This window comes from Wenzhouxiangella sediminis, assembly GCF_003410055.1.
GTDB lineage: Bacteria > Pseudomonadota > Gammaproteobacteria > Xanthomonadales > Wenzhouxiangellaceae > Wenzhouxiangella > Wenzhouxiangella sediminis.
Genome location: NZ_QUZK01000051.1, coordinates 1 through 13,237, shown reverse-complemented (window position 1 = coordinate 13,237; position 13,237 = coordinate 1). Strand labels below are relative to the sequence as shown.

Genomic DNA, 13,237 nt, shown 5'->3' with positions numbered 1-13,237 from the left:
CTGACCTGGCCTGGTAGGTCAGTTGACCCTGAAGGTGCCGACCTGCAGGGTCTCGCCGGAATCCGGGTCGTGAATGTCGAGCACGTAGTCGCCAGGCTCGAGCTCGGCGTAATGTGGCACACGCGCGGTCACCAGGCTTGTGCTGACGGTTGTCGGTAGCGGTCTGCCATTCAGCCTGAGCCGAGCGTTCCTGGGGGCACAGCCGATGCGGACCCAGAAGGCGGCCCCGCCGTCGGGTTGCTCGTTGAATGCCTGGCCCTGGTTGGCGTGGTCCGGCCCCCAACGTTCCACCTGGCAGAAGACCGCTGACTGGCTGCCATCGGCGAGTGTGGCCGCCGGCGGCCGGGGGCGAACGGTCAGGTAGCCGACCCTTTGGGCGATGTTACGTGCGGTATCGACCATGAGCAGGGGATACATGCCCGGCTTGGCGATGACTTCGTCCATGTAATCGGGTTCCAGGCTGGCGGTCACCACGCCGGGTTCGAAGTGCGTGGCCAGCAGGACACCGTCCAGCATCAGACGCGTGGATCCCGGAACGGGTTCGGCAACGCGGATCCAGAAACCGCCCCTGCCATTGCCGATCGGGTTGAAGATCCGGCCCTCGATCGTTTCCTCGGGCCCCCAACGTTCGATTTCGGCAAACTGCTGGAACTGAAGTTCACCCTGCTCGGTCCGTCGAGGCTCGCTCATACCCTGTTCGTGAGCGCCCGCGGCCAGCAACAGGCACTCGGTCCGGCTGAGTTGCCACCCCGCGATGTCGAGGCGTTCGCCGTTGGCGAAGTCGCTCGCGATTCGGGTGAGCAGGGCGGCCTCGAGCGTTGTCTCGGGGGTGTCCCGCAGTTGCTGAAGCAGCGCCTCGAGCGGTTCGGCCTCTCCGATTTCGGTCGCGCAAACCGGTCCCACGAATTCGATTCCGTTCAGCCTCCCGGCCAGCTCACGGAGCGCCTCGCGGGCGCCCGGGTCGGACGGGGGCGTTGCCAGCTCGGGCGCCGAATCGCGTCCGCAGCCGCTCAGCAGGCCGAGCTGCAAGCCGACGAAACTCAGGCCGGCGGTCTGTAGGAGTGTCCTGCGTCGCATGGCTCAGCCCTCCAGTTGCCGGTGCAGGTGTTCGGCCATGCGGGAAGCCAGCGCCACGATGGTAAGGGTAGGGTTGGAAAACCCGGCGGCAGGATAGACCGAGCTTCCCGCGATGTAGAGGTTGTCGCGATCCCACACGCGCCCGTCCGGGTTCACCACGCCGTGATCGGGGCTGGAAGACATTCGGGTGGTGCCCATGTGGTGGTAGCCCACGCCCACGAAGTCGTCCGGTCCGGGCGCATCCTTGCGGTTCCACTTGATCCGGGCCTGATTCCTGGCGCTGAGCGCGTCCATCCAGCGTTCGAAAAGTGCGATGACCGGCCTGAATTCCGTCGACGGCAGGTGCCAGTGCAAGTTGGGTCGACGCATGCCGAGCGCGTCGCGTTCCTCGGTCAGCGTGATTCGGCTTTCGGGATGCGGTGTGGGCGCGTTGATCATGCTCAGGGAGTAGTGTCCGGCTGAGTCCCCGCCGATGGCCGGGTTGGTCCAGTAGGCCGGCGGCAGCACGTCATCCGGTGCGGTGGCCTGGACCAGCACGCAGGAGTTGGGGCCTTCGGTGCCGGGTTCCGGGGCCATCACGGTCATCAGGTCCTCGCCGGGAATCTGGCCGCGCTCGTACTGTAGGCCTTCGGCGGCCAGCATCAGGCCGGGGGTGAAGCCGAAGTGGTCCATGAAGCAGCGCCCCACCAGGTCGGACTGGTTGCCCGGCACGACTTCCTGGTCGAGCAGAAAGCGGGCGTTCTCCACCCCGCCCATGGCGATCACGAAATGATCGGCGCGCACCGTGCAGGCCTTGCCGTCTAGCGTTACCGCGCGGGCACGGCGGACCCGGCTGTCAGACTGCTCGAGATCCACGAGATTCAGGTTGACGCGGCAATCGACCTTGTCGGTCTGCTCCAGCGCTTCGCGGTAGCGCGTGCCGAAGCGCGTCGGCGGACTGAAGCGGAAGATGCGGTGGCGGAAGCCGGTGTCGGTCAAGTCGAGCAGCCGGGCGCGGTCTTCCAGGCCGATGCGTTCCGGATCGTACTTGTCGCTGCCGACCTCGCACCAGTCGGCCGCCTTGCGGTACCAGCCGCCAAGTTCCCCGGCGCCGATCGGCCAGCCCGGCATTTCCCCTGTTGGCTCGTCGCTGAAATCGCGTTCATCGAAGGGGCGCACCCAGCCGCCCCAGTGGTTTGTCGTGCCGCCGAGCCAGCGCAGCCGCGAGCCGGTCAGGGGATAGGAGCGACCGCTGGTCGTGTTCTGGTACAGAGACATCCCGCCTTCCGGTGAGTTGCGGCCGCCGCCTTCGATAAGCAGGACCTTCCGGCCTCTTTCGGCCAGTTCGAGCGCCAGCACGATGCCCGCGGGGCCGCCGCCGGCGATCGCCACCTCGGCTTCCAGCACCTCGGGCAGGTTTTCTCGGGCGTCTGTGATCACGGTTCGCGCCAGGCCATTGCAACAGCGAGGCAGTATACCCAAGCAGGCGTTGATCGTTGGCGACCGGTTGTGGGGTGGGGCGGGCGCGACAAAACGTCTATAATCCCGCCCCTGTTGGCTAGAAAACCGGAGTGATTCCATGCGGATGAAGATCGCCCTCGCCCTGGTCCTGCTGCTGCAGGCCTTGCCGGCCCTGGCCTACATCGGCCCCGGTTCGGGCATCAGCCTGCTGGGCGGCCTGTGGGGTGTGCTGGTCGCGATCGTGCTGGCCGTCGGCGCGGTGCTGATCTGGCCGATTCGTTACGTGTTCCGCCGGCTCAAGCGCAAGTTCGGCGGGGCGCCTGCGAGCGAGGCGGCCGAATCCGTCGAGGCCGAGCGCTCGACCAGTCGGTCCGAGTAAGCCATGTTTCAATTGCGTGATCTGCGGCGCCGCGCGGCGCTCTGTGCGGCGGTGCTCGGGGTTGTTGCGCTGGCCGGTTGCGGTGGTGATCCGGAGCCGGTCGATTCCCGTGTCGTGGTGCTCGGTTTCGACGGCATGGATCCGGTGCTGGCCCGGCGCTGGATGGATGAGGGCAAGCTGCCCAACTTCAGCCGCCTGGCCGAAGAAGGCCATTTCCAGGAGCTGGGTACCAGCAATCCGCCGCAGTCGCCGGTGGCCTGGTCGAGCTTCGCCACGGGCAAAGGGCCGGGTGAGCACGGCATCTTCGACTTCCTGCGCCGCAATCCCGAGACCTACACGCCCAACTTCTCGATTTCGGAGAACATTCCGCCGGATCGCTTCATCAAGTTGTTCGGCCTGCAGGTGCCGCTGGGTAGCGGCGAGGTGCTAAACCGCCGCCAGGGCGAGGCGTTCTGGGTCAAGGCCGAGCGCGACGAGGGCGCCCGCGCCTCGGTATTGCGCATCCCGGTCACCTATCCGCCCGACGACATCCATCGCATGCTCTCGGGCATGGGCGTGCCCGACCTGCTGGGCACGCAGGGTACCTACACCTACTACACCACCACGCGCCTGGGCGACGCCGGCTCGAGCACGCGCACCGTGCGCGTCCGGCCCGATCGCCAGGGACGCATCGAATCCGAATTCGAGGGCCCGCCCGATCCGCTACTCGAGTCGGGCGAGCCGATGACCGTCCCCCTGGTGCTCGAGCCTGCCGAGGGTGGGGCCCTGGTTCAACTGGGCGACGATGAAGTTTCGCTCGAACCCGGCGAATGGTCGGACTGGATCCGCGTGGCCTTCGACGTGACCGGGCCCGTCAGCGTGACCGGCACGGTCCGCCTGTTGCTGGTTCAGGGCTATCCGAGTCCGCGCCTGTATGTCTCCCCGATCCAGATCGATCCCGAGAACCCCGCGGTCGAGATCGCTTCGCCGTCCGGCTATGCGGCCGAACTGGTCGAGGACATCGGCCTGTTCCACACCATCGGCATGCCCGAGGAGACCTGGTCGCTCAACGAGGAGCACATCTCGGATGCCGCCTGGCTGGAGATGGAGAAGACCATCCTCGCCGAGCGCGAGGCCATGTGGTTTGAGACGCTCGACAAGAACGACAGCGAGCTGGTGGTCGGCGCCTTCGTGCAGACCGACCGCGTCACGCACATGTTCTACCGCGGTCTCGATGAGCAGCATCCCAGGCATGCAGACACCGCTCCGGAGCACCGCGACGAGGTCGAGTGGATCTACCGGGAGGCCGATCGCATCCTGGGCGAGACCATGGATCGCCTGGGGCCGGACGACCGCCTGATCGTGATCAGCGACCACGGCTTCGCGCCCTTCCGCAAGGCCGTGCACCTCAACCGCTGGCTGGTCGACAACGGCTACCTGGTGCTCGAAGAGGGCGCGACGGAATCCGACGTGATCTTCTCCAACGTCGACTGGAGTCGCTCACGCGCCTATGCGTTGGGGCTCAACGGCCTGTTCCTGAACCTGGCCGGGCGCGAGGGGCAGGGCATCGTCGCCGCCGACGAGGTCGAAGCCCTCAAGGCCGAAATCTCCGCCGGCCTGGCCGAGTGGACCGATCCGGAAAGCGGCGAGCCCGTCGTGCGCCGCGTCTTCGACGGCGAAGCCGCCTATCGCGGCCCCGAGCGGGGCGACGCGCCGGACATGGTGGTCGGCTACCACCGCGGCTACCGGGCGTCCTGGCAGACCACCCTGGGCGCGATTCCGAAGCCGCTGATGGAGCCCAACCGCCAGAAGTGGAGCGGCGATCACTGCATCGACCCGGCGCTGGTTCCCGGCGTGCTGTTCTCGAATTTCACCCCCGAAGTCGAGATCGGCGGCATTCGTGATGTGTGGCAACTGACCCGCCGCCAGATCCGGGAGGATGAATCGTGAGCAATCTCGGTATTCTCGACTGGCCGGGCGTCCTGTTCGGCCTGGTCAACGACCTGCTGCTGTTCGTCCTGCCTCTGCCGCTGACCCTGGTCTTCTGGGCGGCGGTGTCGGGCTGGGCCACCATGTGGGTCTATCGCGCCACCTCCAACCAGGAAAAACTCGCCGCGCTCAAGCCGCAGGTCAAGGCGGTGCAGGAGAAGCTCAAGCGCTACGACGGCGAGTTCTCCGGACTGATTCCGCTGATCAGGGAGAATTTCCGGCTGTCGGGCCGCCATATCGGGCTGGCCATCGGCCCGGCACTGATTGCCGGCATTCCGGTGCTGTTCGTGCTGGTCTGGGGATCGAACGAGTTCGGCGCGCACTTCCCGGAAGCCGGGGCCCGCGTCAACGTCGAGGTCTCGAGCGACAGCGTCGAGCGCGATGCCGAGAACTGGCGCTGGACGGGAACCGACGCCCGGCAACTGCCTTCGGCCGTCGACGAGCCCCTGCGCTGGCGCCTGAGCTGGCCTGACCAGACCGCGGCGCTCGAAACGGCGACGGGCGAGCCGGCCGTGGAGCTGCCGCCCGAAGTGCCCACGCCGATGCTGCACAAGCGCAAGTGGTGGAACCTGCTGATCGGCAATCCCGCCGGCTACCTCGCGAGCGACAATCCGGTCGACTCGATCCGCATGGGCCTGCCTTCGCACGAAATCCTGCCCGTGGGGCCGGGCTGGATGCGCGGCTGGCTGTTCACCTACTTCGTGGTCCTGATCGCTGTCTCCCTGGGTTTCAAGTTCTACTGGAAGGTCCACTAGGCCGCTCCCGCATGGCCCCGGAAGACGACATTCGCTGGATGCGCCACGCCCTGACCCTGGCCGAGCGCGCCGAGGCCATGGGCGAGGTGCCGATCGGGGCCGTCCTGGTCGACGCCGAAGGCCGGATTCTCGGTGAGGGCTGGAACCGCGTGATCGCCGATGCCGACCCGACGGCGCACGCCGAAATCGTCGCCCTGCGCCAGGCGGCGCGGGCTCTCGACAATTACCGGCTGCCCGACACCACGCTCTACGTCACCCTCGAGCCCTGCAGCATGTGCGCCGGGGCCCTGATCAATGCCCGCGTTAAGCGCGTGGTCTACGCCGCCGACGACCTGCGAGCCGGTGCGCACCATTCCATCTTCGAAGTCCTCACCTGCCCCGAGCTCAACCACCGCTGCGAGGTCACCGGCGGCATCCTCGCCGAGGAATCGGCCGAGATGCTGCGGGCATTCTTCCGGGGCCGTCGATAATCTCACTCATCGTCCCGGCCTCGAGCCGGGACCGATCCGAAGAAGGCGCCAGCCTCAGGGAAGGCCCCGGATCAAGTCCGGGGCGACACAATGGTGGCCAACCAGCCAACCAGCCAACCAGCCAACCAAGGCCCATGACCCATGGCATAGGCATCGCCCCGGGCATCGGTGCTACCATTTCGAGTTCTGTTCAACTCAAGCACGAGGCAATACGTGAACAAGTCCCTGAATCTACTGACGCTGGCGATCGCCGCCAGCCTGATGGCGGCCTGCTCGGAGCAGGCGCCGCCGCCCCCGGAGGCACCCGAAGCGCCGGAAGCCGCCGCTGAGTCCCAGGCGCAGCCGGCGCAGGAAGCCGAGGCTTCGTCCGAATCCGAAGAGCCCGCCCAGAACCCGCTGCTGGCCGAAAGCGAGTTGCCCTACGGCATGCCGCCGTTCGACAAGATCGAATCCGAGCACTTCATGCCGGCCTTCGAGTCCGCCATGGAAGAGCACATGGCCGAGATCGAGGAAATTGCCGCCAGCGAAGCGGCACCGACCTTCGAAAACACCATCGTCGCGATGGAGCGCGCCGGCCTGAAGCTCGATTACGTCGGCCGCGTCTTCTCCAACCTGACGAGCACCGTCATCGACGACAAGCTCAAGGAGACCCAGCGCGAGATGGCGCCGAAGTTCTCCGCGCATAGCGATTCCATCTATCTCAACGGCGATCTCTTTGCCCGCATCCGCGCGCTCTATGAGCAGCGCGACGAGCTGGAGCTCGACGCCGAGAGCCTGCGCCTGCTCGAGGAGTACTACAAGGACTTCGTCCGGGCCGGTGCGCTCTTGAGCGATGCCGACAAGGACAAGCTCAGGGAAATGAACTCGCGCCTGGCCCAGCTGACCACGCAGTTCAGCCAGAACGTGCTCGAGGAGGTCAACGACTCGGCCGTGGTCTTCGACAACCGCGAAGCCCTGGCCGGACTGAGCGATGCGCGCATCGAAGCGGCCGCCCAGGAAGCCGCCGACCGCGGCCTGGAAGAGGGACACTACGTGATCACCCTGGTGAACACCTCCATCCAGCCGCCCCTGGCGAGCATGACCAACCGTGACGCCCGCGAGAAGGTCAAGAAGGCCTCCCTGGCCCGCGGGTCGCGCGGCAACGAGTACGACAACACCGGCGTCGTGGCCGAAATCGTCGGCCTGCGCGCTGAGCGCGCGGCGCTGCTGGGCTACGACACGCACGCTGACTATGTGCTCGAGGATCGCACAGCCCAGACCGTCGAGGCGGTCAACGGCATGCTGGGCGAACTGGCCCCGATTGCCGTGGCCAATGCCCGGCTGGAAGGCCAGGACATCCAGGAGATGATCAACGAGACCGAAGAGGAGCCCTTCGAACTCAGGTCCTGGGACTGGTTCCACTACGCCGAAAAGGTCCGCCAGGACCGCTACGCCTTCGACGAAGAGCAGATCAAGCCGTACTTCGAGATGAACAATGTGCTGGTCAACGGCGTGTTCTTCTCGGCCGAGAAGCTGTTCGGCATCACCTTCGAGGAGCGCCCGGACCTGCCGACGCAGCACGAAACGGCCACGGCCTGGGAAGTCTTCGACCAGGACGGTTCGGAACTCGGCATCGTCATCACCGACTTCTATGCCCGCGGCACCAAGCGCGGCGGGGCCTGGATGAACTCCTACCAGGTCGAATCCGAGCTGCTCGGCGGCCACCCGGTCATCGGCATGCATCTCAACGTGCCCCAGCCGCCGGAAGGCGAGCCGACCCTGCTGACCTGGGACGAGACGACCACCATGTTCCACGAGTTCGGCCATGTCGTCCACGGCCTCTTCTCGGACGTTCAGTACCCGACCTTCGCCGGCACCGCCGTGCCGCGTGACTTCGTCGAGTACCCCTCGCAGGTTTACGAAATGTGGGCTTCCTGGCCGGAAGTGCTGGCCAACTATGCCCAGCACCACGAGACCGGTGAGCAGATTCCCCAGGAGCTGCTCGACAAGGTGATCGAAGCGCAGACCTTCAACGAAGGCTTCGCCACCACCGAATACCTGGGCGCGGCCATCATCGATCAGGCCCTGCACCAGCTCGGCCCGGACGAGACCCCGTCGGCCGACGAGGTGATGGATTTCGAGGCGAAGGTCCTGGCCGATCACGGTCTGGATTACGAGGCCGTGCCGCCGCGCTATCGCACGCCGTACTTCTCGCACTCGATGGGCGGCTACGACGCCGGCTACTACTCCTACATCTGGAGCGAGGTGCTCGACGCCGACAGCGTGCTGTGGATCAAGGAAAACGGTGGCCTGGACCGCGAAACCGGCCAGCACTACCGCGACACGATCCTGTCGAAGGGCGGCAGCAAGGCCGCGATGGAGCTTTACCAGGACTTTGCCGGCCGTGAGCCCTCGATCGAGCCGCTGCTGGAACGTCGCGGCCTGATCATCGACGCCGAGTAGGCCAGCGCAGTACCCGGTCTCAATCGGGAAGTCGATACAAGCCCCGGCCTCTGCGCCGGGGTTTGTCGTTTGGGCAGGGTCCAAATCGCGGGCCCGACCCGCTACAATGCCCGCTCGTGCCGAGGTGGCGGAATTGGTAGACGCGCCAGGTTTAGGTCCTGGTGGGGCAACCCGTGGAGGTTCGAGTCCTCTCCTCGGCACCATGAGTCCGGCTGTCGGTCCGGGCAGTGTCGGGGGATGTGCTGGCCGGCCTCGTTCGGCCCGATCAGGAGCTTTTTTTCACAATGTTCAGGGTATGCATTTTCGGCACGGGCTATGTCGGACTGGTCACGGGCACCTGCCTGGCCGAGGTCGGTCACCACGTCACCTGCGTGGATATCGACGCCGACAAGATCGACGGCCTCAACGAAGGCCGGATTCCGATCTACGAGCCCGGGCTCGAGCCGATGGTCCGTGACAACGTCCGCGATGGCCGCCTTCATTTCACCACCGATGCCGCTGAAGCGGTTTCCGATGCCGAGGTGCTCTTCATTGCCGTGGGCACGCCTCCGGACGAGGACGGCAGCGCGGACCTCAAGTACGTCCTCAAGGTGGCCGAGACCGTCGGGGACAATATCCGCGGGTCGGTAATCGTGGCCAACAAGTCCACGGTTCCGGTGGGTACCGCCGAAAAGGTCGACGGCGTCATTCGCGAGCGGCTGGCGGCGCGCGGCGAGGAGTTCCCGGTCGAAGTCGTCTCCAATCCCGAATTCCTGAAGGAGGGCGCTGCCGTCGATGACTGCATGCGGCCCGACCGGATCATCGTGGGTACGCGCTCGAAAGAGACGGCCGACAGGCTCAGGCAGCTGTATGCGCCCTTCAATCGCAATCACGATCGCTTGATCATCATGGACGTTCGCTCCGCTGAGCTGACGAAGTATGCGGCCAACGCCATGCTGGCCACGAAGATCAGCTTCATGAACGAGATGGCCAACGTCGCCGAGCGCGTCGGCGCCGATATCGAGATGATCCGCAAGGGCATCGGTTCGGACCCCCGCATCGGCTGGCATTTCATCTATCCCGGCGCGGGCTACGGCGGCTCCTGCTTTCCCAAGGACGTTCGCGCCCTCGCCAGCACCGCACGTGAGCATGACGTCGAACCGGAGTTGATTTCGGCCGTCGAGTCGGTCAACGAGCGGCAGAAGAAGCATCTTTTTGAGCTGGTCGCTCGACACTACCACGGCGGCGAGAATCTCCGCGGCAAGACTTTCGCACTGTGGGGCCTGTCCTTCAAGCCCGATACCGACGACATGCGCGAGGCCTCCAGCCGCACCCTCGTCGCCCAGCTGCGGGAAGCCGGCGCGTCGGTTCGGGCCTACGATCCGGAAGCGATGGACGAGGCCCGGCGCGTGTTCGGTGAGCCCGAGGGCCTGGCCTTCTGCGACAGTTCAGAAGCGACCCTGGAAGGCGCCGATGCGCTGATCGTGCTGACGGAGTGGAAGCAGTTCCGCAGCCCCGACTTCCGCTTGCTCGCGCGCTCGCTTTCCGATCGGGTCGTGTTCGATGGTCGCAACCTCTACGAGCCCGCTGACGTGGAGTCGATGGGCCTGGCCTACTACGCGATCGGTCGCGGGCGCTCCTGTGCGGCGGTCTCGTGATTGACGGAAACAACCCACTGGCGACCCGAATCGGGACACTGCGACAATGAGCGACAAACTCAGCAACCACCTTCGCCGGCTTGAAGCGGAGTCGATTCACATCATCCGCGAGGTGGCCGCGGAATTCTCCAATCCGGTCATGTTGTATTCGATCGGCAAGGACTCCGGCGTGATGCTGCACCTGGCGCGCAAGGCCTTCTACCCCTCTCCGCCGCCGTTTCCGCTGCTTCATGTGGACACGACCTGGAAGTTCCGGGAGATGTACGAGTTTCGCGATCGCATTGCCGCCGAAGCGGGGATGGAGCTGATCGTGCACACCAACCAGGAGGGGGTCGAGCAGGGAATCGGACCGTTCACGCACGGTTCGAAGGTGCACACCGACGTGATGAAAACCCAGGCGCTCAAGCAGGCCCTGGACAAGTACGGTTTCGATGCGGCCTTCGGCGGCGCCCGCCGCGACGAGGAACGCTCGCGCGCCAAGGAGCGCGTGTTCTCCTTCCGCGACCGCAATCACCGCTGGGACCCGAAGAACCAGCGCCCCGAACTGTGGAACATCTACAACGGGCGCGTTCACAAGGGCGAGTCGATCCGCGTCTTCCCGCTGTCCAACTGGACCGAGCTCGATATCTGGCAGTACATCTACGCCGAGGACATCCCGATGGTGCCGCTGTACTTCGCGGCCGAGCGTCCGGTCGTCGAGCGCGACGGCATGCTGATGATGGTCGACGACGAGCAGCGCATGCCTCTCGAGCCCGGCGAGAAGCCGGAGATGCGGATGGTTCGCTTCCGGACCCTGGGCTGCTGGCCCCTGACCGGTGCCGTCGAGTCGCAGGCGACGACATTGCTGCAGGTCATCGAGGAAACCGTTTCCGTACGGCATTCCGAACGGCAGGGCCGCGCCATCGACAAGGATTCGGGCGCGAGCATGGAAGAAAAGAAGATGCAGGGCTATTTCTGACTCATGGCTGAAGTCGATATCGAAAAGGTACTGGCGGCGGACTCTCGCAAGGATCTGCTGCGTTTCATCACCTGCGGTTCGGTCGACGACGGCAAGTCGACGCTGATCGGGCGCTTGCTGTTCGATTCAAAGCAGGTCTACGAGGACCAGCTTTCGGCCGTGACGCGCGACTCCCGGAAGTGGGGCACGACAGGGGACCAGGCGGATCTTGCCCTGCTCGTGGACGGCCTGCAGTCCGAACGGGAGCAGGGCATCACGATCGACGTGGCTTACCGCTACTTCGCCACGGCGCGCCGCAAGTTCATCATCGCCGACACGCCGGGCCACGAGCAGTACACGCGCAACATGGCCACTGGAGCATCGACCGCGGATGCGGCGGTCATCCTGGTCGATGCCCGCAACGGCGTCCAGACCCAGACCCGCCGGCATTCCTATATCGTCTCCCTGCTCGGCATCGAGAAGGTCATCGTGGCGGTCAACAAGATGGACCTTGTGGACTATGATCGCGGCCGCTTCGAAGAGATCTGGGCGGAATACGAGGCGTTCTGCAACAAGCTTGATTTCGAGGAAGTCCACTGCCTGCCCGTGGCGGCCCTGGGCGGTGACAACGTAACGGTCCGGGGCGAGAACCTGGCGTGGTTCGACGGCCCGACTCTGATCGAACTGCTCGAGACCCTGCCTGTCGACGAGGGCCGTTCGGACGCGGACTTCCGCATGCCGGTGCAGTACGTCAATCGGCACCGTTCCGATTTTCGCGGTTTTGCCGGCACGGTTTCCCAGGGCAGAATCGCGCCTGGTGACCCGATCATGGTGATGCCCTCCGGTCGGCAAAGCCGCGTCGAGCGCATCGTCACCTTCGGCGGCGATCTCGATGCCGCTTCGGCCGGGCAGGCCGTGACCCTGACCCTGTCCGACGAAATCGACATCAGCCGCGGCGACCTGCTGGTCAGGCCCGAAGCCAGGGCCCGGGTGGCCGAGGCGCTGGACGCCCGCGTGGTCTGGATGAACGACACCCCGCTGCTGCCGGGCCGCCAGTACGACATCAAGATGGGCCCGAAGACGCTCAGTGCGATCCCGGAACTCGTGCACCATCGCATCGACGTGAATACGCTGGAGCACCAGCACGTCGAGCAACTCGATCTAAACGAAATCGGCCTGGTGCGCTGGCGCCTGGGCGGCCCCGCGGCCTTCGATTCCTACCAGCACGATCGGCAGACCGGTGCATTCGTCGTCATCGACCGGATCAGCAACCTGACGGTCGGCGCGGGCATGATCGTGCGGCCGGTCACCGATACCCTGGCCGACAAGTCACGAGACGTCGTCTGGCACGAGCACAAGATCAACAAGACGCAGCGCGCCGGCCAGAAGGCCCAGCGTCCCGCCGTGCTCTGGTTCACCGGCCTGTCGGGGGCCGGCAAGTCCTCCGTGGCCAATGCGCTCGAGCAGGCGCTCTTCCAGCGCGGTCACCACAGCTACCTCCTCGACGGCGACAACGTGCGCCACGGTCTCAACCGGGACCTCGGATTCACCGACGAGGACCGCGTCGAGAACATCCGGCGTATCGGCGAGGTGGCCGGCCTGATGGCCGATGCCGGCCTGGTCGTGCTGACCGCCTTCATTTCGCCGTTCCGCTCCGACCGCGCCATGGTGCGCGAGTTGATGGAGCCGGGCGAGTTCGTCGAGATCCACGTCAAGGCCAGCCTCGAGACTTGCGAGAAGCGCGATCCCAAGGGGCTCTACGCCAAGGCGCGGGCGGGCGCCATCCGGCACTTCACCGGCATCGATTCGCCCTACGAGCCGCCGGAAGATCCGGAGATCGTCGTCGATACCGAGAAGCTTTCTGTCGAAGAGGGCGTCGACGTGGTTTTGGAGTACCTCAAGCGTCGCGGGATCCTGCACTGAGCCTGTCGCTGGCGTGATCCTGTGTGACGAGGGGGTCGAGGGAGGTGCCGAGGGGCACATCCTTTCGGATACCAGCGTTCAAGGTGCTCCGAGCGCGCTTCTTTGCGCTGCGCGCAAAACCGCCCGCTCTCCGCGATCTATCTGAGTCGCTTCAGGTGCACGAGGCTGGGGGAAGTGCGGGAAATGAGATGGTGCCCAGGGGGAGACTC

At 65.7% G+C, this 13,237-nt stretch carries 10 protein-coding genes and 1 tRNA gene; 9 read left to right on the top strand and 2 right to left on the bottom strand.

The genetic code is table 11. The features are described from left to right. Nucleotides 1–18 precede the first annotated feature (18 nt). Nucleotides 19–1,077, bottom strand: coding sequence for a hypothetical protein (locus DZC52_RS13840; RefSeq protein ID WP_147307712.1), 1,059 nt, complete (start codon nt 1,075–1,077; stop codon nt 19–21). A 3-nt stretch (nt 1,078–1,080) separates the two neighbouring features. Beyond that, nucleotides 1,081–2,496 (bottom strand): GMC oxidoreductase, encoded by a 1,416-nt coding sequence (locus DZC52_RS13835; protein WP_181918961.1) that lies wholly within the window; start codon nt 2,494–2,496, stop codon nt 1,081–1,083. Between the two features lie 139 nt (nt 2,497–2,635). On the opposite strand from DZC52_RS13835, the gene DZC52_RS13830 reads away from it, so the two are divergent. The 9 genes from DZC52_RS13830 (at nt 2,636) to cysN (ending at nt 13,028) form a co-directional block, all read left to right on the top strand. Beyond that, nucleotides 2,636–2,896 carry a hypothetical protein gene (locus tag DZC52_RS13830; RefSeq protein WP_116651738.1) on the top strand — a complete coding sequence of 87 codons (261 nt, stop codon included), beginning with the start codon at nt 2,636–2,638 and terminating at the stop codon, nt 2,894–2,896. 3 nt (nt 2,897–2,899) lie between these two features. Continuing rightward, nucleotides 2,900–4,825 (top strand): alkaline phosphatase family protein, encoded by a 1,926-nt coding sequence (locus DZC52_RS13825; protein WP_116651737.1) that lies wholly within the window; start codon nt 2,900–2,902, stop codon nt 4,823–4,825. Beyond that, nucleotides 4,822–5,619, top strand: a complete 798-nt coding sequence (locus tag DZC52_RS13820; RefSeq protein WP_116651736.1) for a hypothetical protein — start codon at nt 4,822–4,824, stop codon at nt 5,617–5,619. Before DZC52_RS13825 ends, DZC52_RS13820 begins: the two co-directional genes overlap by 4 nt. A gap of 11 nt (nt 5,620–5,630) precedes the next feature. Beyond that, nucleotides 5,631–6,089 (top strand): tRNA adenosine(34) deaminase TadA, encoded by a 459-nt coding sequence (gene tadA, locus DZC52_RS13815; protein ID WP_181918960.1) that lies wholly within the window; start codon nt 5,631–5,633, stop codon nt 6,087–6,089. Between the two features lie 213 nt (nt 6,090–6,302). After that, a complete protein-coding gene (locus DZC52_RS13810) occupies nt 6,303–8,531 on the top strand; it encodes a M3 family metallopeptidase (RefSeq protein ID WP_220338394.1) in 2,229 nt (742 codons plus the stop codon). A 118-nt stretch (nt 8,532–8,649) separates the two neighbouring features. Beyond that, nucleotides 8,650–8,734, top strand: a tRNA-Leu gene (locus DZC52_RS13805). A gap of 81 nt (nt 8,735–8,815) precedes the next feature. Continuing rightward, a complete protein-coding gene (locus DZC52_RS13800; protein WP_116651822.1) occupies nt 8,816–10,168 on the top strand; it encodes a UDP-glucose dehydrogenase family protein in 1,353 nt (450 codons plus the stop codon). A gap of 46 nt (nt 10,169–10,214) precedes the next feature. Next, complete coding sequence (gene cysD, locus DZC52_RS13795; RefSeq protein WP_116651735.1) at nt 10,215–11,126, top strand: sulfate adenylyltransferase subunit CysD; 912 nt, start codon at nt 10,215–10,217, stop codon at nt 11,124–11,126. 3 nt (nt 11,127–11,129) lie between these two features. Next, entirely contained in the window at nt 11,130–13,028 is a 1,899-nt protein-coding gene (cysN, locus tag DZC52_RS13790) for a sulfate adenylyltransferase subunit CysN (protein ID WP_116651734.1), read from the top strand. Nucleotides 13,029–13,237 lie beyond the last annotated feature (209 nt).